Genomic DNA, 21,168 nt, shown 5'->3' with positions numbered 1-21,168 from the left:
GTTAGGAGCAGAAGCTTCTAAAGAATTAGACATGAGCAGCCTCTTTCTCTTCCTGCAATGCCGCGATTTTGTCCTCCGGTTTGTCTGCAGAGCCGGACTGATAGATGCTGCGCACAATCTCATCCGTGTTGGTCTCGATAATTTTGATATCGGTAATATCCGCCTGCCCCACCACACGGGCCAGTACATCGGACACATTCAGCTCCAGCGGTATCCACACTTTCGCTGCCAGATCATTCTCCGCAGTCCAGGAAACCGGCATCCCTTCTGTCCACTGCATCAGCTGAGCCAGCTTGGTAGCTGCGCCGAACTGGAACTGCACCTCGCGCCCGGTTCCCCAGCGCTGCTTCAGTTCTTCAAGCCCGCCGTCATAAATGATCCGCCCGTCATCCAGCATAATAACCCGCGAACACAGGGCTTCGATATCCTGCAGATCATGGGTAGTCAGCAGAATAGTAGTTCCATGCTCACGGTTCATATCCTTGAGGAACTGGCGGATTTCCGATTTCACAACAATATCAAGGCCGATAGTCGGCTCGTCCAGAAACAGAATGGACGGATTATGCAGCAGTGCAGCCACAAGCTCACAGCGCATCCGCTGTCCGAGACTTAGCTTGCGGACCGGACGGTTCAGCAGCTCCTGCAGCTCCAGCCGCTCGACAAGCTCATCCAGCCGCTTTTTGAAATCTTGCTCGGATACTCTGTACACCTTACGAAGCAGCTGAAAGGACTCAATAACCCCGATATCCCACCACAGCTGGCTGCGCTGGCCGAATACAACGCCGATGTTCTGCACGAACTTTTCCCGCTCCATATACGGAACAAATCCGCCTACAGACACATTGCCCGAGGTTGGAACCAGAATGCCTGTGAGCATCTTGATTGTTGTAGATTTGCCTGCTCCGTTCTCCCCGATGTAGCCGCAGATTTCGCCTTCGGGAATCGTGAACGAAATATCCTTTACAGCGGTAACCTCGGAATACTGCCGTTTAAACAAATCAGCGAAGGCCCCTTTGAGGCCCTCGCGGTTTTTTTGGACTTTGAAGGTTTTGCGCAAGTCCTGCACTTCAATTGCATTCATAGAGTACCTCGCTAAGCTATAAGTTGTGTTCAGTTCTCCATTATAATGTACAGAGCGGAAAAGAACTACCCCTCATTATTTAGCGACTCTGCCGTCAAAAAAATCGGCTGTCTTCACTGCCTCCAGATGGCCGGAACGGGCTACCTTAGTCCGCAGGTATTTTTCATTAAATACGGAGACATCGCCCCACAGCGGAATCCGTTTCCCGGTGTTCATTCCGGCAGCCTTCAGCGCCTCCAGCTTTTTCGGATTGTTGGTAATGAGAGTGACTGGTTTGCTGCGCAGGTGCTGCAGAACACTGATCGCGTCGCTGTAGTCTCTGGAATCATCTGCAAAACCCAGCTCAAGGTTAGCTTCAACAGTGTCATAGCCTTCTTCCTGAAGGATATAGGCCATTGCTTTGCTGAACAGGCCAATGCCTCTTCCCTCATGGTTAGCCAGGTAGAACAGTGCCCCGGAGCCGTGCTGGGCAATCATCTTCATCGACTGGTGGAGCTGGAAGCCGCAATCACAGCGTTTGCTGCCGAAGATATCTCCGGTGTGGCAGATGCTGTGCATCCGGATCAGAGCCTCGTCCGCTTGATCAAAATCACCGTATACCAGCACGCTCGACTGCTGCGCATCGGCCAGCTTCAGCGAGGACAGACGGGAAATCAGCAGCTCCGTTGCTTCCTTGCTATCGCCCTGCTGCAAATCTTCATCAGCGGCATTCAGCCAGCTGTACCATTTAAAGGTGACTGTCTCCCCATCCAGATTAACAGGCAAGGTTATCGGTCCAACCAGTATGTTTGTATTATCTCCGTTAGTGATCCACTTGATCTTATTCTGCAATATAGAAATGATATCCGGTTTGATCATCATTGCACCGTCCTAAAATTTAATTATTAAAATTCTTTGTAGTAACTATTTGTAAGTTAGTTTATCATTGTAATATAACTTCGTCAAGTTATAATATATATTTAAATATTTATAATTACTTATTGTAAGTTTATGATATAATGAATGCAGAGGTGAGCAAAATGAATGAATTCGAGATGTGTCCGCGCTTTGAAAAAGCGGTAGATGTGCTGAGCAAACGCTGGGTCGCACTGATCGTCTTTGTGTTAATGAAAGGTCCGCGCCGATTTGGTGAAATTGAGGGCTGTCTGTCCAATCTCAGCGGTAAGGTATTATCCGACCGCCTGAAGGAAATGGAGAACGAAGGTATTATCCAGCGGACGGTATATCCTGAAATGCCAGTACGGATTGAATATTCATTAACCACCAAAGGTACAGCCCTCGCCCCGATTCTGGGAGAGATCAGCAGCTGGTCTTCTGAGTGGATCGAGCTTGGAGTGAAGCAGTGAGCCCCGCTCTATTAGCAGATAAGCGCCCTTTTTGAACCGGATTCCGGCTCAAAAGGGCGCTTATTTGTGCGTTCTATTAAAAACCTGGCCATTTCTAGAGATCCCTGCGCTTAAAGCGCAGAAGTCCAATCAACAGCGCGACTAGGGTATAGGCTATTGTGTAAACAATAAATGCATCAGACGGCTGCGATCCCCCGCTGAGCATACTAAAGCCGCCGCTTGTTATATCTACCATACCGCTGAGCTCCTTAATGCTAAGCAGCTCTGCTATCATTCTTCGCTGCAGTCCATCAGCAGGCATGATCATGGAGATAAGCCCGGTCAGATTATTCAGCATTGACAGTCCTTCAGGTTCAAGCCGGAGAGATCCGCTCAGCTTATCCAGCATCCCTCCAAGCCAGCCGGCCCCATATAGCATTGTCATGAATACCCCTGTACCAAGTGCAGAGAAAATACCCGACCCCAGCATTGTCAGGCTGACCAATAAGGGAACAACGGATACAAACAGCAGAAAGGCTCTGAGAAGCGCCGCAGGGTCCTGGGGAATTGCCGCGTGGAACAGGGTAATGGACAGAATTGCTGCAAACAATACACCTGCATAGATAACTCCCAGTGAGACATATCCCAGCCAGCGGCCCAGATACCATTTCCAGCGCGGCTGCGGACGGGGAATCATCGCCTGCATAATCCCTTGCTCCGCTTCACCTGATATCGCTGAAAAGGAGCTGAATATTGCCAGGAAAGCAATGACAAAGGAACCAAAGAAAAAGCCGAGCATCAAAATGAAGGCCCCGTTGGTGAAACGGTATATCAGGGTTGTATAGCTATTTAATCCGTTACCTTCAAAAATATTATTGCTGCCAATGGTCTGAGCAACAAACCAGAAGGCTAACAGGAATACAGCAGTCATTAGCAGGGTAAGCAGCATTACTTTTTTACGGAGTAATTCCTTCCAAGTCATGCCTGCTATAGTCCTCATTTTCCCTCCCCCCTATGGCTCAGTCCTGACACCGCATCCATAAACCATCCTTCCAGGCGTTCCTTACGCCGGATAGCCTCATACAAAATCATACCCTGCTCCATTATCAGCGCATTCAGCCAGCCAGCCTGCTCTTCGTTATCCAGCTCTGCTTCCAGCCAGACAATGCTGTTGTCTGCAGAAGTTCCGAGCTTTAACTCAGCCTTACTCCCCTCATCCTGTGCTGCTGCATGCCGGATTACCAGACCGGTTGCTTCCTGCAGCCAGGACAGCAAATAAGGCGAGCAGCCCCCTACTTTAAACAGCCAGGTACTTCGTATACTGAGTAATTCTGATACTGTGCCATGCCGCAGAATAACGCCGTCGTTCAGCAGAGCCATCCTGTCGCAGAGCGCCTCCACATCCCCAAGCAGATGAGAATTAAGAAAAATGGTAACTCCCTGTGTCTTGAGCCGTTCCAGTATTCCGCGTACCTCTGCCCGCCCGACAGGATCCAGCGCCGATGAAGGCTCATCGAGAAAAACAAGCTGCGGCTCATGTACCAGTGCACAGGCAAGTCCAAGCCGCTGCTGCATGCCCTTGGAGTAATGCTTGACGCGGTCCTTGCCGCGCAGCCCGAGTCCGACTTCCTCCAGCAGCTCCGGAATCCGCCGCCGGGCGGCTGCTGCATCCATCCGACACAGCTTAGCATGAAGCTGCAGCACCTCTGCTCCGGTCAGCCATTCCTGATAACGGTACAGCTCCGGTAAATATCCAATGCTAGCTTTTGCCTCCAGAGACCCGATTCTATGGCCGAAGATGCTGGCCTGCCCGCTTGTTGGAGCGATCAGACCAACCAGCATTTTCACAAAGGTGCTTTTGCCTGCCCCGTTGGGGCCAAGGAAGCCGAAGGCTTCCCCTTTCCCTATAGAGATCGTTACATCCCTGCAGCCGCGACCGTTGTCATACTCCTTGGATAGTGAGTGTGTCTCAAGCGCTGTTTCTCTCACTCTTCGATCAACTCCTGCAGCTTCTGTATAAATTCCTCTTTATTCGGATAGTGACTCCCTCCATGCAATTCAAACAGCTGTCCATCCCGTGCCCATGTTGCGGTAAACACTGCTCCCTGGCTGTAATCGAACTGCTGCAGAATAACTTGTGTATCTGCGATTGTTATTTCCTCTGCCTGCTGCCCTTTGATCAGCGGCAGGGGGATCTCCCCGGCAAGCACCTGGCTCTGCTGCAGGGTTGTCTTCCATTGATGCGGCAGAAAAGGTAAGTTAAGTATTGACTGCAGAGCTTCGTTCACATCGATAGACTGGTCTACGATAATCGTTGGAGTATTCATCTGTGACAGACTGGCCCATTTGCCGTCGGGTGTAGTCAGATCATAGTTTACCGTCTCTGGCAAGTGTAGGGTAATCTGCTTACCGTCCAGAGAAGAAGGCAAAAGCTGCTCCGCTCCAAGTCGTTTCAGTGTCTGATTGAGTACATCTACCTTGAGTGTCATTGTGGCATCACGGGCAGATGACACTTGAACAGACTGAATTACATCCTTAATGCCTGCATTCATTGCAGAATACCCCACGAACGATTGCAGCTGATCTATCGGGACCTCATCGTAGAAGGTTCCTGATGTAGTCGTAAAGCTTCCGAACTTGTTTTGAGCTTCACTGAAAGTTCCGCCATCATTCATCAGATTGAACAGGTCACGGATATCGGTCTCTTTTACAATTGTTACCTCCTGCATTCTGATCTGATTGAGGATTGCCGCCATTGCCGTATTGCCGACCGGTGTGGCCAATACTACAGCTAGGAGGGCTGCTGCAGATGCGGCGGCAGCCCATCTACGGCCGCGGGTCATCCGTAATTTCCTGCGGGTTGATGTTATTACTGGCTTTTCATCTGCAGAAGCCTGTACAGGAAGCGCTTTTTGTCCGTCGGCAGCATTTAAGTCCGGAGCATAATTCTTTAATCGGCCTGCATCTTCCTGAACAGGGTCAGGCCCGGTGCTAAGACCCCAGCTGTCCCATACCGGATTTACCGGTTCGTCTGCCAGCTGCTGCTGCATCTTTATCCAAGCCGTATATACAGATTCTGTAGCGGTTGTATTTGAAGCCTTAATATCAGGGTTCTTCATTAATCTTCTCCTCCTAGTAAATAACTGATAACTTATGGATGCCGGCTATACTTCTGATTAGGGGAGCGTTTCTGCCGCCTGCTGCTTCAGCTTCTGGGTGGCCCGGTTTAAAAGCGTGCCGACCACCGGCGGCTTTACTCCCAGCTTTCCGGCAATTTCCGCATAGCTGTATCCCGAGTGGCGCAGCAGTAAGGCTTGGCGATCCCGGTCTGGCAGCTCCTCGAGCCACTGGCGGACGTCCTCCTGCTCCATCTTACTGAGCACCGCTTCTTCACCAGACGGCGGAGAAGCCTCTGCATTGAAGAAAATCTCCTGCCTTGTCTGCAGCAGCCGTTCCCTGGCTTTTTTATTTAAATAATCGTAGCCAGTCCGGGTAAGCACCCTATGCAGCCATGCACCTAGCGCCTGCGGATCATCCGGCGGGTTACGGTACAGCTTGAGAAATACCTCCTGCGCGAGATCGTCTGCTGCGGTTTCATCACGGACCAGTGCGGCCAGCTTACGCCGTACTACAGGATAATGCGTATAGAATACCTGCTTAAATGTATCTGTTGATTCCGGAATGTTCATTATTGTTGTTCCTCCTTATCAGCTGCAGCTATAAGTAAGACGGTGCCTGGGGCCATTTTATATCACTTATATCAAAAATATTTTATCAGTATTTTACAACGCAAAAAAGCAGCCCCTAAACGCAAGGAAGCTGCTTCCGCGAAGCTAGCAAACTGTACATTCTGATGTTAAGTATACCCATAAATACAATCTGCAAGGTCTGAATATACATATTTGTGACAAAAATAATAACTTTTCACTGCATTTTCAGACAAAAGTGTTGAACTAAGCAGGAAAATATAGTAATTTAGTAAGCGTAAGCAAACTATTAAACTATGAAAGGTGGAACCCGCAATGGAAAAGATGTGTATGGAAATGATGATGAACATGTGTATGGAAGACATGATGGCCAAAATGAACACAATGAAGATGTGTATGGAAAAGATGTCTGAAATGAACATGATGGACATGGATATGGACATGATGATGAAGAAAATGCAGGACTGCGATGAAATGATGACAATGTGCATGACAATGATGCGTGAAGGTATGCAAATGTCAAAGTAAGCATTGAACATGGTTTACACGGCTGAGTGAATCCTCTACATTCACTTTACCCGGAATATTCGTACGTCTTGGCAGAGCAGACTAACTGCATGCCTTTTTTTATGTCTTCTAACCTATTTATCTAATCTTGATATAACGTCCCTGAATCTGCTTAGCCAGTGTAATCCGCTCCAGCTTCAGCTCCCAGATCTGTTCCTTCCAGCGGTAGCTGTCCCCCGCAGTCTCATTCTCTCTGAGCTTATCGAACAATTCCAGCAGCTTAAGATTAATATCATCAAACCGGCTCCATAGCTCATGAACGTTCTCATCTGCCGCGTATGGCTCACGAACTGTACTAACCTGCTTCAAACGCTCAATGATGTCAGCCTGCCACTGTCCATCGTTAATTGCCTTGGCGTAATTTAGTAAATCCAGATAATCATCGACTGACATGTGTACCGACTCCTTAATCCTTATATACCAAGTATTATACTCGGTATTATGGATATTGCAATACTTGTATTAAAAAAAACAGAGGCAGACAATAAGTCCGCCCCGCCTCTGTGTTGATACCGTTCAACAATATGTTCTATTTTTTACATCAGCTTCTTAATATCATCCTTAATCTGCTCGGATTGCGGGCCGAATACAATTTGGACGGCACCCTGGCCGAGCCGCATAACCCCGGAAGCTCCCAGCTGCTTCAGCGCAGCATCCTTAACGGCTTTATCATCGGCCACATTCAGCCGCAGCCGCGTGATGCAGGCATCAATAGTACGGATGTTAGAAGGTCCGCCGATATTTTCCAGAATCTTTGCTGCTCTGGAAGATGCCGACACTGTACCTTTTCCAACAGCAACCTCCTGCAGATCATCTTCAATATCATCCTCGCGTCCCGGAGTCTTCAGGTTGAACTTCACGATAATGAAGCGGAACAGTACATAGTACAGTGCAAAGAAGACAAGCCCCACCGGAATCAGAATCCAGGCGTTAGTAGACTGCTTCATATTCACCAGATAATCGATCAGACCGGCGGAGAAGCCAAAACCGAGCTTAACGTCGAGCACATACATCAGAAGTCCGGCAACTCCGGTCAGTACAGCATGCACTACATACAGCAGCGGAGCAACGAACATAAATGAAAATTCAAGCGGCTCAGTAATCCCTGTCAGGAAAGATGCGATTGCCGAACCTATAAAGATGGAAGCAACAACCTTACGTTTTTCAGGCTTGGCTGTATGGATAAAGGCTAAGGCCGCACCCGGGAGGGCGAACATCATAATAGGGAAAAAGCCTGTCATGAACATTCCGGCTGTTTTATCCCCGGCAAAAAAGCGGGTAAGGTCACCGTGCACAATTTCGCCGGCTACATTGGTGAAGTCACCGATCTGGAACCAGGCAATCGTGTTAATAACATGGTGAAGCCCGATGGGTATCAGCAGCCGGTTGGCCGTACCAAACACGAAGGCACCGATTGCTCCGAGGCTGACCACCCAGTTGCCAAAATCACTGATTACGTCCTGTACAGGACTCCAGATCATTCCGATGAAGATCGCAAGCACCATGGTCGATGCGGCTGTAATAATCGGCACAAAACGTTTGCCGGCGAAGAAGCCGAGCCATTCAGGCATTTTGATATTGTGATATTTCTTGTACAGGAACGCCGCCCATGCACCGGCAAAAATCCCGCCAAGCACACCCATATTCAGCACAACGTCATCATTAATGAAGGAAAATTGCAGCGGAACAATTTCCAGTACATTTTTCAGCACCATGTAGGCAATCAGCGCAGACAATGCAGCAACGGCATCTCCGGCAAAACCGATCGCGACCCCGATAGCAAAAATTAATGCCAGATTTCCGAAGATCGCACCCGCGCCTGCATTCAGAAAAGGAGCTACATACTGGTTCAAAAATCCTCCGACCGCATTGCCCAGATGCAGATCTTTCTCATAATCAATCAGCCCGAAACCCTGCAGAATCGCCGCAGCCGGCATTGTCGCAACCGGAAGCATTAAAGACTTGCCCAACTTCTGTAGAAAAGCCAACATAATACAATCATCCCCTCAGTTCGTTATTGTTACCGCTCTATGTGTGGTTACTGCGCTGTAACTTTCAGGATCAGGTCTTTTCCCGCTGTAACCTGTCCGTACATGCATTCAACTGCCGGCTGCGTTTCTTCCATACTGGTGACAATCATGGGAGAAATCGCAGCAAGGCCGGCTGTACGGATTGCTTCAAGATCAAATTCAATCAATAATTGACCGGCTTTTACAATATCGCCTGCAGCAGCATGACTCTGAAAACCGCTGCCCTTCAGGCTGACCGTATCAATGCCGATATGTAGCAGCAGCTGCAGCCCGGAAGCGTGTTCAATAATCAGCGCGTGTCCGGTTTTCACAATATGGGCAATCTTTCCGTCAAAAGGTGCATACAGCCTGCCTTCTACAGGTTCAATTGCAATTCCGCTTCCCATATGTCCGCCTGCAAAGGTATCATCCGGCACCTTACTCAGGGCAATTGCCTGCCCGCTAAGCGGTGATTTAATTTCTATTATTTGCACAGTACGCTGCTCTTCTTTTTTGGATTTCCATCTGGAGAACATCCGCTCCACTCCTCTCATGCTGCTATTTGTTTTTCTCTATAGTCTGGAACAGACGGTGCAAATGCATCGCCAGGAAGCATAGCTCCTCCTCCGGAACCTGAACCTCCAGCCTGCTCTGGATGACTTTCCCCAGCTTCTGGGCCAGCTTGTATTCCGCTTTATATTCCTTCTTGATATGCTTTACGAACGGATTATCAATCAGCGAGCCCTGCAGAATCCGTTCCAGTGAAAACCGCAGGTGGATCATCAGCCGCACATGATTCATGCTGCCGTGCTCAAAGATAATCTTTTGCTCTGTCCGGATCTGCTCCAGCAGCTCATTGACCATGTTGGATACTTTCACGAGCTGTCCGACCGGCACATTGCTGACTGCAGAATAGACATGATAGGTCAGAAAACCGACTTCATCCTCAGGAATTTGTACATTGAATTCGGCACTGATCTTATCTGCTGCCCTGAAAGCGATCTCATATTCCTTAGGGAGCGTCATTTTGGTTTCCTGCAAAAAGGGATTGATAATATCCATACCGCTGCGCAGACGGTAAATGGTGAATTGGATATGGCTCGGGAGGGCCAGATAGATTTTGTCGTTTAGCTTACCGGGAAACTGTTGTGTGATATCTCCAATAATCTCATCGGTAATCTTCATTACTTTTGGATCAATATCCTCCAGCAGAATCTGATACTGGCTCCATTCCTCCCGGTCTTCCAGGCGAAACAGCTTCTCAATCCGCTGGTCATCCACTTCTATAACTCCGGTGTCCTTAACCGCAAAGCCAATGCCTTTGCCGATGATGACATATTCCTTGCCGTTCCTGCTTCCCTGAACCATAACTACATTGTTTCCGATCACCCGCAGTACTTGAAAACATTCGATTTCCCTCGACAAGTTCTCCCTCCTTCCCTTAAGCTTCAGAAATTTGGCAACAAAAAAAGCCAAGAACCGTCTCATATAAAATGAAGACAATCCTTGGCTCATGCCCTTAATAGGTAACACGCCGTTTGTTATAAATGATCATTTATGAGCTAATCATAAAGCAAACCTATAATTCCGTCAATGGTAATATTAGAAAAGTCAAGCCAGCTGCCAGGCTACAGGTTCTGCGGTATGATTAGCCTGCACATACGTGTAACAACATCCTGCATAATGACCGGCTTGCTTATGAAATCGGTAGCACCGGCAGCAAGACATTTCTCCCGGTCTTCCTTCATGGTCTTGGCTGAGATTGCTATGATAGGCAGCTCCCGCAGCAGCAGCTCCTCACGGATGATTGATAAGGTATCATAGCCGTCCAGGTTCGGCATCATAATATCCAGCAGGACCATATCGACTTCAGGCTGCTCTCTGACGATTTGCAGGCATTCATAACCGTTCTGCGCTGTTAGAATGTTCATCTCATAAGGAATCAGGCCATTTTCAAGAGCATAAATATTACGCAGGTCATCATCAACAATTAGAACCGTCCGGCCCTTTAGCCTGTCACGTTCCTTTTGGAACAACATGCTGTCATTCAGAATCTGCGTCTCCTGAAGGAATTCAGGATCGCTGCGCTCGATTGCTGCAGCTGCCGGATACCATGACCCAAGCGGAATCTGGTTAAGATCAGACTCCTCCTGCAGGTAGGGAAGGTACAAGGTAAATGTGCTGCCCTTCCCTTCTTCACTTTGCAGAGTAATATATCCGCCAAGCAGCTTGGACAGCTGGAGCGAGATCGACAAGCCGAGTCCAGTCCCCCCGAATTTACGTGCCGTTGTCCCGTCCGCCTGCCTGAAAGCTTCAAAGATGAGCTCACGGTTAGCTTCCGAAATGCCGATTCCGCTGTCGGTGACGGCGAAGGACAGCAACTGCTCCGGCTTACTTCCCGGCCCAGAAGGCTCAACAGCAGTGCAGTTAATTTCTACACGGACATATCCTTCTTCTGTGAACTTGAAAGCGTTGGACAGCAGATTACGCAGAATCTGATGCATACGCATCTCATCTGTGAAGAATAGATCTGGAACATTATCGCCAAGATGTACTGAAAAGTCCAGGTTCTGCTGATCCGCCGTCTTGTCAAAATAACCGGTAAGCAGCGAAGGCAGCTCGGTCAGGTTAACCGCGTCCATCTCGACCATCATTTTTCCCGCTTCCACCTTGGAAAGATCGAGAATATCATTGATCATCGCCAGCAGATCACTCCCGGAAGAATGAATTACGGAAGCATATTCAAGCTCTTCATCGTTAAGCCGGTTGCTGCGGTTCTCAACCAGCAGCTGCGACAGGATCAGCATGCTGTTAAGCGGTGTACGCAGCTCATGTGACATATTGGCGAGAAATTCGCTTTTATAACGCGAGCTCAGTTCCAGTTGCTTGTTGTACTTATCCAGCTCAACCGCCGCACTTTCAGCTACCGATTTCTGATTCTCCAGCTCTCTGTTCAGATCCATCAGTTCACTTGTATGATTCTGGAGCTCTTCCGTCTGCACCTGCAGCTCTTCGGACTGCACCTGAAGCTCCTCTGACTGCACCTGAAGCTCCTCATTCATTGCCTGCGAATCCTGATACAGTGACTGTATTTCCATGCGGGTGATAAGAGAATTCAGGGATACTCCGAATGTCTTCAGCAGCTCGTACAATAATTCCACATGATGGGACGCCCATTTGGTTAAAGAAGCTACCTCTATTACAGCCAGTGTCTTGTTCTCAAAAACTACCGGGGCAATAATCGCAAATCTCGGCGCAGTCCGTCCAAGTCCTGAATTGATGCTGATATAATCCTCCGGCAGATCTCCGGCAAACATAACCACCCTGTCCAAAGCGCACTGTCCGACAAGCCCCTCACCAATCCGGATTGTTGCAGCCCCGTAAGGAGTATCCGCATCTATGCTCCCGGCGTAGGAGTACCTCCGTTTGTAGCTTCCCTTGTTGTTCTCATCCTCATTATCCAGAATATAAACCGCTCCGTACTGGATCTCAAATGTTGTTGCCAGCTTATTCATAAAGGTCCGGCTCATAACAGAAAGATCGGTGGTCTCCTGCAGAACAATAGAGGTAGATGCAAGCTGCTCCGCACACCACTGGTCCACCTGCACCTTGTCCAGCAGACCGTTCGTCGCTTCCCCCAGTTCATAGACTTCATCCATGGTTTTGACCTTGATCCGCTCGGACATATTACCGCCGTTAGCAATACTGTTAATTGCCTGAATCACATGCTGCAGCGGCTTCACTATACTCACGGAGAGCAGGTAGCTGATAAGCAGAGTCAACAGCGCCACCAGAGCCCACAGAATATACATGGTAAGGATCAGCTTCTCATTGCTTTCTTTAAGCTTGGCAATACGGTCATTCGTCAGCTGACGCTCATTATCACGGAAATAATCCGACTGGGCACGGATAGAGTCGACAACCGACTTGCCGGAATCGTTCTGAAAATACAGTGCAACCTCATCATCATATCCGCGCTGCTTCAGCTGCACTACATAATTTCCGGCTTCCTCGATCCATTTTTCAATATCCCGTTTGATGCTTTCTAGGTTCTCAATCTGGTATGGATTATCAGCTATAAGAACTTTTAGCTTAGAATAATTCACACCCCACTCGGACAGCCCGTTGTTGTACGGCTCCAAATAGCTCGTGTCCCCGGTAAGTGAAAACCCTCTTTGTCCGGTTTCCATATCCAATACGTTTTTTTCAATCCGGTATGTAAGCTCGTGTACTTCAATATCATGATCGCTTAAATAGACTGTTTCCTTCTCCAGATCAGTGATTCTGCTGGAAACGATAACAAGAAACAGACCCAGCATAACAAGAATTACGACATAGCCGAGCGCAATTTTGCCGCGTATATTCAAGCTTCTAGGCCGCTTAGTAGACAAGGGTTCAACCTCCATCTGTCTAATATTATCAGTTCTAATATATTGTAATTGATGGAAACAGCGCCAAACAAGCCCGGACCTGCTGACGCCGGTGTCGAATTACAGTCATTCTGTATGGAACGCCTGGATTTAAAGGTATTTTTCGGTGCGGGGAATCCTGTCCTTCAGCTGGCGCAGATTAGCCTCCAGTCTGACCACAATTTCCTCAAGCTCCTGCGGATCAATTCCCCGGATTACCGGTGCCGGAGCTGCTGCTGTCTTAACCTGTTCTTTGAGCTCACGCAGCTCAAGCTGCTGCTCCTGCCATTTATCCATCAAATCAGCTATAGTTGCGTAAAACCGTTCATAGTCTTTGATTACACTATCCAGAAAGGTGTCCACCTCTTCAGCATCATAACCGCGGAGCTTCATGCCGAATTCCTTCTCGTGTATCGTGAGTGCATCCAGTGTAATTCCGAGCTGGCTAAACAGCTTTCTTTGTTTATCCAATCTGCGTTTCATATGCTCATCCATTGTTGTGACCTCCAAGCTTTGTCTAAGTTCTGTCTATGTTTTGTTAGCAGTAATCATTATATCAGGCTGAAAGCGGTATGAAAATATCACTAAAGTTGCAGTTTCTGGTTGCGCAGTCCCTCTGATTGCCTTTCGGACGAAAAGGGTAAGGATGATTACGACAATACAACCACTCTACTTGCAGAAAGGAAGATGGAACGATGAGCCACTTAACGGGTGCACAGCTCACTTCACTTAAAGCCTCCCTTGAGGAGCGCAGACAGGAGCTGGAGCAGCATTTCACTGATAATAACGAAGAAAACAGCCTGCTTGGCGACTCACTCCGGGAATCAACCGGTGAACTATCCACCGCCGATAACCATCCTGCGGACGCAGGCACCGAAACCTTTGAACGAAGCCGTGATCTCGGAATCAACAACGCGCTCAGAGATGAGCTGGATGATATTGATGCCGCCCTGCAGCGGATGAAAGACGGCACCTACGGGATTTGTATACTCAGCAATGAAGAAATTCCGTATGAGCGGCTGGAAGCGATCCCCTATACCCCATATGCGGTAAATCATGTTCCCGGACGCGGATCTGCGGATGAACGCCCTGTTGAAGAACAGGTAATGACTCCGCCTCCTGCCGGTGCCGGCGAGGGCCGCCGGGAGCATAGCGGCAGATTCGACGATGCTGATGCCTGGGATGCTGTTGAGGACTACGGCAGCGCAAGCTCTCCGGTAACCCCGCCGGGCCAGGACAAGAAGGAACAGGATTCCTGAGTTAAGCCTGGTTATGAATCAGCCAGATTGATCTAGTAATTATCTGCGACCGCTTTGTTTAGGATACCTAAGCAGCGGTCCAGATCTGTTTTTACCTGTTTTTTGTATAGCCTGGCTTTCTCTTCACCGTCAGCCGTGAAATGATAAAGAACAATCTCCTGAAAATCCACCTTAGGATCGTTCCCCTTAAGCTGCTTAGTACGGTACAGTATCCCCTGCTGCACAAGCTCATGCAAAGCACGGTACACCTCACTCTGGGGAGGAGAATACCCGTAGGCTTTGAAATCCCTGCGCAAATCCTCAAGCATCTGATAACCGTAACCCTTATGCTGTTCTACTAATGTAATCAGATATACCTTGATAAAAGCCCGCTGGGCAATCATGAATGCCATAGTATCCCTCCTGATGATTAAACTTGTAACTCTAGTATAATGCCTATTTACCATATTTCACAATTCGAAACCAGTGCAGCCTTGACGACCGCCTTTATTCTGCAATCCTTGATACCTTATTTCGGATGTTTTAGGGAGCTGAATTGTGCGGATCTGAGCCGGGTATCTGAGCTGCGCGATGATTTCTTTGTCTTTATTAATGTGAATTTTTCACATGTATAAATAACGGAATTAGTTCCATTGATCCTGCGCAGGCAAGATTTAGGTTGTAACGCCACAAAAAAACTGCATCTCCGGTTGTAAAGCCGGAAATGCAGTCTTGATACTAGCCGGTATTAAATGCTGCAGAATCGGATTGCCGCATTCTGCAGGTCCTGATGTTATTTACATCCGGTCACGTTTATAAAGATCCGGATCGCGGTCGGTATTCAGTGATCCTCTGTTACCTCTAGCGTTCCCTACTGTAGTGTCTTCAAGAGTAAGGTCAGGATTGGTGGCTCCCCTGTCTGCCAGACTGTCGCCGGCTGTATCGGCATTATTGAGGGTGCCGTAACGGCTGGCGTTCAAAGAATGGTTGCCGCGGAAGACATCGTGAATGGAATTCCCTCTGCCGTTGTCATCGACCAGGACAAGAATCTTACCGTTGTCGACATAACCCTCATATTCACGGGCCTCTTCTTCCGGAATACCAAGGCCGATCAGACCGCCGACCAGTCCGCCTGCACCCGCACCGATAGCTGCACCAGTCAGCGTTGCCACGATTGGTCCTGCAGCCAGAATCGGTCCGATACCCGGTATAGCCAGAGCTCCTATTCCGGCAAGCAGTCCGGCTACCCCGCCGACTACACCGCCTGTCGCCGCCCCGGTTGCTACACCTTCCGGCGCCATTGTTCCTGTATCTTCAGAAATGCTCTGTAATTCATCACGGTCTCTGGTAATAATGGAGATTTCGTCATTGCTGATTCCCCGGTTCTGCAGATCTTCAATTGCTCTGGTTGCTTCTTGTTCCGTATCAAAGATTCCTATAATTTTTTTGGTAGTCACTTGAAGCCCTCCTTAGTAATTGTCGTTCGCAGTATTATTACCCCAATAAAGCTTTGTCAAACAGCGGCCGGGCTATCAGATTATCTTTAGGGCAGGGATTATTCATACTCTGGATTGCCGTGTATACCGATTATTTATTGTGTGGACGTGTACGGCTGGTAGGTATTGCCTGCAGCGGATCATCCGGCCAATAATGCTTCGGATAACGTCCTTTAAGATCCTTCTTGACCTCGAAATAGGTACTCCGCCAGAAGCTGCCCAAATCGGCGGTCACTTGCACCGGTCTTCTGGCCGGAGACAGCAGATGCAGCAGCACAGGAACCTTCCCCATTCCGATCCGCGGTGTATCCGCCTGCCCGAACATTTCCTGCAGCCTCACCGCAAGAACAGGGGCTCCTGAGCTACCGTAGTCAAGCGGTACGCGCGACCCGCTGGGCACTGTAAGATGCGTCGGCGCTTCCCGGTCCAGCGTCTGACGGCTGTTCCAGTCCAGCATTCCTTCCAGCGCCCTGGCCAGCGGAAGCCGCTGCAGCTCCCGCAGATTGCGTATTCCCTGCAGAAAAGGACGAAGCCAGCTGTCCAGTGTTCCAAGCAAAGCCGCATCTGATACATCCGGCCAGTCACTGCGGACTGCCTGCATGAAGGCCATCCGCTGCCGGAGCTGAATTGTGCCTTTGTCCCAGGGCAGGAGTTCCAGCCCTTCCGAAGCAATAACGGACAGCAGCACGTCCTCAATCTCCTCAGAGGAAGGCCGTTCATGCGTTGTTTCCTTCAGGACCAGTGCGCCGAGCATCGTCCGGCGGGAGGCCTTGACGCCTCCGCTTTCTTTGTCCCAAAAGACGGCCCTCTCCTCGGTGAGGCTGTCTGCATGGTGCTGCAGCAGCTCTGCTTCAGCGAGCTCCGCAGCCAGCAGAATCCTGCCCTGGCCGGCACGGTCATCCACGCCGGCGGCAACGATGTAAGGCGAGCGGGCCAGCGGCTGCCCCTCGCGCATGGCCGCCCCCCGGCCTCCGGACAGCAGAAACGCGCCGTCGCCGCGTTTCTGCCCTACCCGGTCGGGGTAGGCAAAAGACAGCAGCAGGCCGGTGGCGCTGCTGTCTTCCGGCCCTGCCCCCGGCGCCAGCTGCAGCTGCGCCAGGAGACTGCGGCTCTCGCGCTGCACCGCGCGCAAGACTGCCGGGTCCGCGCTCCCGCTGCTGCCGGAGCGCTCAAATGCAAGCAGCGCCTCCACGCGGAGCGTGATGTCGCTGCCCTGATCCGCGGGACCCTTGAACAGGTCCCGCTCCTGCAGCAGCGCCGCCAGCCGGCAGGCCAACGGCGCTTCGCCAAGCAGAGCCGCGCGCAGCAGCATATGCGCGGCGCGCGGGTGTGCGCCAAGCGCGGCCATGCTGCGGCCGTGCGGCGTTATGGCGCCGCCGGCGTCTAGCGCGCCGAGCTGGCGCAACAGCGCCGTGCCCTGCGCGTAGGGCGCAGCGGGCGGCGGGTCCAGCCAGGGCAGCGCGGCGGGCTCGCGCACGCCCCACAGCGCCAGCTCCAGGGATAGCTGCGCCAGGTCGGCTTCCAGCATTTCCGGCACATTGTCGTCCGGAAGCCGGGTATGCTCCTCGCTGCTCCAGAGCCTGTAGCAGACCCCGGGTGCCGTCCGGCCTGCCCGTCCGCGCCGCTGGTCGGCGGATGCCTTGGATACAGGCACCGTTGTGAGCCGCGGCATGCCGGTCCGCGGCGAGAATACCTGTGTGCGCCGGAGGCCTGTATCAATCACGGTACGCACGCCTTCGATCGTCAGGCTGGTCTCGGCAATGGAGGTAGCCAGCACAACCTTGCGCTGTCCCGGTACTGCGGCAGCTACCGCAGCATCCTGCATCGCCTGCGGGAGCTGGCCGTACAGTGGCCGGATCACGGTGTCAGCCGGCAGGCTGCCGCCTTCCAGCTCGCGCTGCGTCCGGCGGATCTCCCGTTCTCCGGGGAGAAATACCAGGCAATCTCCCGGCTGCTCCGCCAGCGCGCGGCGGACAGCAGCGGCGGCGGATTGTTCAAGCACTGCATTATTAGCAGAGGGGGCATAGATGGTCTCTACCGGATATATCCGTCCCGGGCAATTCACTACCGCCGCTCCGCCAAGCAGCGCAGATACCCGCTCCGCATCCAGCGTCGCAGACATGATCAGGATACGCAGATCATCCCGCAGCACAGACTGCGCCTCAAGCGCCAGGGCCAGACCCAGATCAGCATGCAGGCTCCGCTCATGGAACTCGTCAAAAATCACCAGCCCGACGTCACCGAGCGACGGGTCACTTTGCAGCATCCGTGTCAGAACACCCTCAGTAACCACGGTAATCCGTGTCTGCCTGCTTACCTTGCTATCCATTCTCATCCGGTAGCCGACCGTCTGTCCCACCTGTTCACCCAGGCAAGCCGCCATATAGACAGCTGCTGAGCGGGCAGCCAGCCTTCTCGGCTCCAGCATCAGTATCGTTTTACCTGTCATCCACGGCTCGTCCAGAAAAGCCGGCGGCGTTCCCGTCGTCTTTCCGGCGCCGGGCTCGGCAATCAGCACAGCGGCTGTGCGGCTGCGGAGTATTCTTGTCAGGTCAGGAAGCACCTGCATAATCGGAAGCTGTCTCATCGTTGTTCTCCATTACTGTTACTGTTTATAGTTCACTTTATCTTGGACGATACAACACATTATTTCAAGCGGCACGTTCAAATTTCTCCGGGCTTGCGGCCGCAGGCTATCAGAAATGTCATCATTGCATAGGCTTCCGGAGAGCTGTTAAGCGCCTCGGATACCCGGCTAATCTGCCCGTATTCTTCTTCGCTGATCATTCCCTTTTTATAGAAGGGGGTGTATCTGTTTATGTTAAACTGCTGCCGGAAGCCTTCAATGCCATGCAGATCACTGTGCTGAACGACGGCATCCATATCCACATCACAGTAGCCGGACTCCGTCAGCGGCAGCGACCTTCCGACATAGCGGTTACCGCCTTTGGCCGCCTGATGGGCAGCCAGCTTGCGAATTACAGAAGGCAGAACTGCACTATCCGGATTAACCGCTCCAAATATCCCGTCATCAATGTCAATAATAACCAGCTTTCCGCCCGGCTTGAGCACTCTGTAGATCTCTTTTGCCGCATCTGACGGGTTATGCAGATGAAGAAACAGCAGCCTCGCTATTACAAAATCATATGTATTATCCGCCAGCCCAGTCTCATAGACCGAGCCGTGCACCAATTCCAGCCTTGATGAAGGAGGAGCAGCAATCCGCCGCTCTGCTTCATCCAATAAGCTTTTATCATATTCCAGTGCGGTAATCTGGCTATCAGGCAGACTGTTGACCAGTTGTTCGGTAATAAACCCCGGGCCGCTCCCCACTTCAAGCACACGCATTCCGTTGTGCAAGCCATACCACTTCAGATTGCGGAACTCCTTGTCCCATCCCATGACAGCCTGAGCCTTTAACCGCTCAACCTCTGACTGAAAGCCTGCAGGCACATTTCCGATGCTGTACGTAGATTTTCGCTCTAACATTAGCTTACCTCCGCATGATTTATCCTTATTTCTCTTGGCCCGCCAGCCGCCGGCGGATTTCATCCCCGTACTGAGTAAAGGCACTGCTGCCCCCGATTCCCCGTTCCCGTAAAAGCTGCTCCAGCCGCATTCTTTTTACAGTTAACCGGGACTCAAGCGACTTCCGCCCGGCAGGATCGGAATTCCCGCTGCTCAGGCAGGCTGCAAGTAATTCTTCCAAGGTGATGCATTCCGCACGCAGGGTCAGCTCTTCCGGCACAACCCCGGCATTCTTCATGATCTTGAACGACATCCGCAGCTCCTCCGGTACGCCGGACAAATCCTCCAGCTCCAGCGGCTTGCCGTGTCCCGGAAGATCTGCAAACTCACCGTTTCTCATTGCTTCCTGAATCCGTTGCTCCGCGAGCCATGCCAGCATTGTATCCTCCCCTTCCGCTAACCTTATAATCCGGCAGAAGCCTGCTTCAGCAGGTCTGCGAACAGATCGTACCGGACAGCCTTTCCTTCCAGCAGCTTTGCTGTAATCCGTTCCGGCTTACCGGGCTCAAATACTCCCTCAGGCACCTCAAGTCCGGCCGCATTAAAAATCGTAAAGGTCACCCAGCCCTTCGCAGTAGTGATAACAGCGGCATACTTGCCGTTTTTGAGAAAATGGGGCTTGCCGTATTGTATCCGCTCCTGCACATCCGGAACCGAGTCATGAATCATCTGGCGTAGTGCATTGCAGATCTCAATTTGCCACGGCTGCTTGACACTGTTGATAAAATCTGTAACTTCCTGATTCACACAATCACCTTTTTCTGCTAAAATGTGCTGCTGTATATGCACAGATTTTACCATAACCTGCTTACTTTACAAAACCTGCAGACGGCAAACAGCCCTACCCCGTTTATAAACCAGGAGTAAGGCCGTTATTTCTATCTTTACAAACTAGGATTCAATATTAACTTAACAGCGACTCTGCACCGTCAATTACAATTTGCGCCCCGGTGATATGAATCGATTCATCTGAAGCAAGGAATGACACCAGATCAGCAACATTCTCAGGCTTACCCGGTCCGTCCGCCAGCGGCTGGGCTCCTTCCGGGAACTCGATCGGGATAACGATTTCCTCTACATCCTCATTAAACTCTGTGGACTCGTCAATATTCGTGGAGATAGCCCCCGGACAGATTACGTTTACGCGAATTTTGAACTTAGCAAGCTCCAGCGCAGCCATTTTGGCAAATGCGACCTGTCCTGCTTTGGTCGTGCTGTATGGCGACCAGCCAAAGCTCGTAAACCGGGTATTGCCGTTAATCGAACTGGTGATAATGATGCTGCCTTTTCCTTTTGCCTTAAGATGTGGAATAGTATATTTGAGTGTCAGGAACGTCCCCGTCAGATTGACATTGATCGTATGCTCCCAATCACTGAGGCTCAGCTCTTCGATCGGCCCGACCACACCGTTAATGCCCGCATTGGCAAACACAATATCGAGGCTTCCAAAATGCTCAATCGTTCTGCGCACCGCCTCCTCCATCCGTTCAGCATCAGAGGTATCGACATCAATAGCCAGTGCGCAATCCTTGCGCAGCTTGTTCAGCTTCTGCTCCAGCACCGAGGTGCGTTCATTGACCAGGTCAAAAAGAGCTACATTGGCGCCTTCCCGCGCCATCTGGATCGCCGCTGCCCGGCCGATTCCCGAGCCCGCACCTGTTATAATCGCCGTTTTACCGATAAACCGTTGTTTTTTCGCTATATTGGGGCTCATATGTACACTCTCCTTCCACATCATCCATATTCGTGACTCTGTTTCAAGATTACCCAAATGCCCCTCGATTATAATCACCTTGTGCAAATTTATG

Annotated in this window: 22 protein-coding genes; 3 read left to right on the top strand and 19 right to left on the bottom strand. The window is 50.7% G+C overall.

The genetic code is table 11. The annotated features are described in order from the left end of the window. Positions 1-25: 25 nt before the first annotated feature. The gene (locus R70331_RS14010) at positions 26-1,081 is read right to left on the bottom strand and encodes an ABC transporter ATP-binding protein (RefSeq protein WP_042176467.1); all 1,056 of its coding nucleotides are present in this window, start codon (positions 1,079-1,081) and stop codon (positions 26-28) included. 75 nt (positions 1,082-1,156) lie between these two features. After that, the gene (locus R70331_RS14005) at positions 1,157-1,939 is read right to left on the bottom strand and encodes a GTP cyclohydrolase II (protein ID WP_042176465.1); all 783 of its coding nucleotides are present in this window, start codon (positions 1,937-1,939) and stop codon (positions 1,157-1,159) included. A 161-nt stretch (positions 1,940-2,100) separates the two neighbouring features. Here R70331_RS14005 and R70331_RS14000 point away from each other — a divergent pair, with 161 nt between their 5' ends. Further along, positions 2,101-2,427: a catDE operon transcriptional regulator CatR gene (locus R70331_RS14000; protein WP_042176462.1), complete on the top strand. Its 327-nt coding sequence runs from the start codon at positions 2,101-2,103 to the stop codon at positions 2,425-2,427. A gap of 94 nt (positions 2,428-2,521) precedes the next feature. Here R70331_RS14000 and R70331_RS13995 read toward each other — a convergent pair whose 3' ends face one another. The 4 genes from R70331_RS13995 to R70331_RS13980 are packed head-to-tail and all read right to left on the bottom strand — an operon-like array spanning position 2,522 to position 6,095. After that, the gene (locus tag R70331_RS13995; RefSeq protein ID WP_042176460.1) at positions 2,522-3,406 is read right to left on the bottom strand and encodes an ABC transporter permease; all 885 of its coding nucleotides are present in this window, start codon (positions 3,404-3,406) and stop codon (positions 2,522-2,524) included. Next, positions 3,403-4,395 (bottom strand): ABC transporter ATP-binding protein, encoded by a 993-nt coding sequence (locus tag R70331_RS13990; protein ID WP_042176458.1) that lies wholly within the window; start codon positions 4,393-4,395, stop codon positions 3,403-3,405. The genes R70331_RS13995 and R70331_RS13990 overlap by 4 nt, the downstream gene beginning before the upstream one ends. Beyond that, positions 4,392-5,525: a hypothetical protein gene (locus R70331_RS13985; protein ID WP_042176456.1), complete on the bottom strand. Its 1,134-nt coding sequence runs from the start codon at positions 5,523-5,525 to the stop codon at positions 4,392-4,394. Before R70331_RS13985 ends, R70331_RS13990 begins: the two co-directional genes overlap by 4 nt. A gap of 57 nt (positions 5,526-5,582) precedes the next feature. Next, the gene (locus R70331_RS13980) at positions 5,583-6,095 is read right to left on the bottom strand and encodes a sigma-70 family RNA polymerase sigma factor (protein WP_042176453.1); all 513 of its coding nucleotides are present in this window, start codon (positions 6,093-6,095) and stop codon (positions 5,583-5,585) included. A gap of 333 nt (positions 6,096-6,428) precedes the next feature. On the opposite strand from R70331_RS13980, the gene R70331_RS13975 reads away from it, so the two are divergent. After that, the gene (locus R70331_RS13975) at positions 6,429-6,641 is read left to right on the top strand and encodes a hypothetical protein (RefSeq protein ID WP_042176450.1); all 213 of its coding nucleotides are present in this window, start codon (positions 6,429-6,431) and stop codon (positions 6,639-6,641) included. A gap of 117 nt (positions 6,642-6,758) precedes the next feature. Here R70331_RS13975 and R70331_RS13970 read toward each other — a convergent pair whose 3' ends face one another. From R70331_RS13970 to R70331_RS13945, 6 genes are all read right to left on the bottom strand, one after another. Next, positions 6,759-7,073, bottom strand: coding sequence for a hypothetical protein (locus R70331_RS13970; RefSeq protein ID WP_042176447.1), 315 nt, complete (start codon positions 7,071-7,073; stop codon positions 6,759-6,761). A 143-nt stretch (positions 7,074-7,216) separates the two neighbouring features. Next, positions 7,217-8,671, bottom strand: coding sequence for an N-acetylglucosamine-specific PTS transporter subunit IIBC (nagE, locus tag R70331_RS13965; protein ID WP_042176445.1), 1,455 nt, complete (start codon positions 8,669-8,671; stop codon positions 7,217-7,219). A 47-nt stretch (positions 8,672-8,718) separates the two neighbouring features. Further along, entirely contained in the window at positions 8,719-9,225 is a 507-nt protein-coding gene (locus R70331_RS13960) for a PTS sugar transporter subunit IIA (protein ID WP_042176443.1), read from the bottom strand. Between the two features lie 22 nt (positions 9,226-9,247). Continuing rightward, complete coding sequence (locus tag R70331_RS13955) at positions 9,248-10,114, bottom strand: PRD domain-containing protein (RefSeq protein WP_231576474.1); 867 nt, start codon at positions 10,112-10,114, stop codon at positions 9,248-9,250. A 203-nt stretch (positions 10,115-10,317) separates the two neighbouring features. Beyond that, positions 10,318-13,080, bottom strand: coding sequence for a CHASE3 domain-containing protein (locus R70331_RS13950; protein ID WP_231576473.1), 2,763 nt, complete (start codon positions 13,078-13,080; stop codon positions 10,318-10,320). Positions 13,081-13,209: 129 nt separating this feature from the next. Then, entirely contained in the window at positions 13,210-13,593 is a 384-nt protein-coding gene (locus tag R70331_RS13945; protein ID WP_042176438.1) for a DivIVA domain-containing protein, read from the bottom strand. Positions 13,594-13,793: 200 nt separating this feature from the next. Here R70331_RS13945 and R70331_RS13940 point away from each other — a divergent pair, with 200 nt between their 5' ends. Beyond that, positions 13,794-14,357 carry a TraR/DksA C4-type zinc finger protein gene (locus tag R70331_RS13940; RefSeq protein WP_042176435.1) on the top strand — a complete coding sequence of 188 codons (564 nt, stop codon included), beginning with the start codon at positions 13,794-13,796 and terminating at the stop codon, positions 14,355-14,357. 32 nt (positions 14,358-14,389) lie between these two features. On the opposite strand, the gene R70331_RS13935 is transcribed toward R70331_RS13940, so the two are convergent. The 7 genes from R70331_RS13935 to R70331_RS13905 form a co-directional block, all read right to left on the bottom strand. Then, positions 14,390-14,749, bottom strand: coding sequence for a replication termination protein (locus R70331_RS13935; protein ID WP_042176432.1), 360 nt, complete (start codon positions 14,747-14,749; stop codon positions 14,390-14,392). A gap of 384 nt (positions 14,750-15,133) precedes the next feature. Further along, positions 15,134-15,793 (bottom strand): general stress protein, encoded by a 660-nt coding sequence (locus tag R70331_RS13930; protein ID WP_042176429.1) that lies wholly within the window; start codon positions 15,791-15,793, stop codon positions 15,134-15,136. A 130-nt stretch (positions 15,794-15,923) separates the two neighbouring features. Beyond that, positions 15,924-18,419: an ATP-dependent helicase HrpB gene (gene hrpB / locus R70331_RS13925; protein ID WP_042176426.1), complete on the bottom strand. Its 2,496-nt coding sequence runs from the start codon at positions 18,417-18,419 to the stop codon at positions 15,924-15,926. Positions 18,420-18,496: 77 nt separating this feature from the next. After that, the gene (locus tag R70331_RS13920; RefSeq protein ID WP_042176424.1) at positions 18,497-19,321 is read right to left on the bottom strand and encodes a class I SAM-dependent methyltransferase; all 825 of its coding nucleotides are present in this window, start codon (positions 19,319-19,321) and stop codon (positions 18,497-18,499) included. Between the two features lie 25 nt (positions 19,322-19,346). Further along, positions 19,347-19,739, bottom strand: a complete 393-nt coding sequence (locus R70331_RS13915; protein WP_042176422.1) for a DnaJ family domain-containing protein — start codon at positions 19,737-19,739, stop codon at positions 19,347-19,349. Positions 19,740-19,762: 23 nt separating this feature from the next. After that, the gene (locus R70331_RS13910; protein ID WP_042182660.1) at positions 19,763-20,107 is read right to left on the bottom strand and encodes a DUF1801 domain-containing protein; all 345 of its coding nucleotides are present in this window, start codon (positions 20,105-20,107) and stop codon (positions 19,763-19,765) included. A 157-nt stretch (positions 20,108-20,264) separates the two neighbouring features. Then, on the bottom strand, positions 20,265-21,074 hold the full coding sequence (locus tag R70331_RS13905) for an SDR family oxidoreductase (RefSeq protein WP_042176420.1): 810 nt from the start codon (positions 21,072-21,074) through the stop codon (positions 20,265-20,267). Positions 21,075-21,168 lie beyond the last annotated feature (94 nt).

Source organism: Paenibacillus sp. FSL R7-0331 (assembly GCF_000758645.1).
Lineage (GTDB): Bacteria > Bacillota > Bacilli > Paenibacillales > Paenibacillaceae > Paenibacillus_AQ > Paenibacillus_AQ camerounensis.
This window is presented reverse-complemented; position numbering and strand designations above follow the sequence as displayed.

Bases quoted from the DNA above. Each gene is read 5' to 3' on its own strand.
- R70331_RS13995 (WP_042176460.1), bottom strand. From the start codon at position 3,406: ATGAGGACTATAGCAGGCATGACTTGGAAGGAATTACTCCGTAAAAAA.
- R70331_RS13945 (WP_042176438.1), bottom strand. From the start codon at position 13,593: ATGGATGAGCATATGAAACGCAGATTGGATAAACAAAGAAAGCTGTTT.
- R70331_RS13960 (WP_042176443.1), bottom strand. From the start codon at position 9,225: ATGTTCTCCAGATGGAAATCCAAAAAAGAAGAGCAGCGTACTGTGCAA.
- R70331_RS13980 (WP_042176453.1), bottom strand. From the start codon at position 6,095: ATGAACATTCCGGAATCAACAGATACATTTAAGCAGGTATTCTATACG.
- R70331_RS14010 (WP_042176467.1), bottom strand. From the start codon at position 1,081: ATGAATGCAATTGAAGTGCAGGACTTGCGCAAAACCTTCAAAGTCCAA.
- R70331_RS14000 (WP_042176462.1), top strand. From the start codon at position 2,101: ATGAATGAATTCGAGATGTGTCCGCGCTTTGAAAAAGCGGTAGATGTG.
- hrpB (WP_042176426.1), bottom strand. From the start codon at position 18,419: ATGAGACAGCTTCCGATTATGCAGGTGCTTCCTGACCTGACAAGAATA.
- R70331_RS13915 (WP_042176422.1), bottom strand. From the start codon at position 19,739: ATGCTGGCATGGCTCGCGGAGCAACGGATTCAGGAAGCAATGAGAAAC.
- R70331_RS13985 (WP_042176456.1), bottom strand. From the start codon at position 5,525: ATGAAGAACCCTGATATTAAGGCTTCAAATACAACCGCTACAGAATCT.
- R70331_RS14005 (WP_042176465.1), bottom strand. From the start codon at position 1,939: ATGATCAAACCGGATATCATTTCTATATTGCAGAATAAGATCAAGTGG.
- R70331_RS13905 (WP_042176420.1), bottom strand. From the start codon at position 21,074: ATGAGCCCCAATATAGCGAAAAAACAACGGTTTATCGGTAAAACGGCG.
- R70331_RS13940 (WP_042176435.1), top strand. From the start codon at position 13,794: ATGAGCCACTTAACGGGTGCACAGCTCACTTCACTTAAAGCCTCCCTT.
- R70331_RS13970 (WP_042176447.1), bottom strand. From the start codon at position 7,073: ATGTCAGTCGATGATTATCTGGATTTACTAAATTACGCCAAGGCAATT.
- nagE (WP_042176445.1), bottom strand. From the start codon at position 8,671: ATGTTGGCTTTTCTACAGAAGTTGGGCAAGTCTTTAATGCTTCCGGTT.
- R70331_RS13975 (WP_042176450.1), top strand. From the start codon at position 6,429: ATGGAAAAGATGTGTATGGAAATGATGATGAACATGTGTATGGAAGAC.
- R70331_RS13935 (WP_042176432.1), bottom strand. From the start codon at position 14,749: ATGGCATTCATGATTGCCCAGCGGGCTTTTATCAAGGTATATCTGATT.
- R70331_RS13920 (WP_042176424.1), bottom strand. From the start codon at position 19,321: ATGTTAGAGCGAAAATCTACGTACAGCATCGGAAATGTGCCTGCAGGC.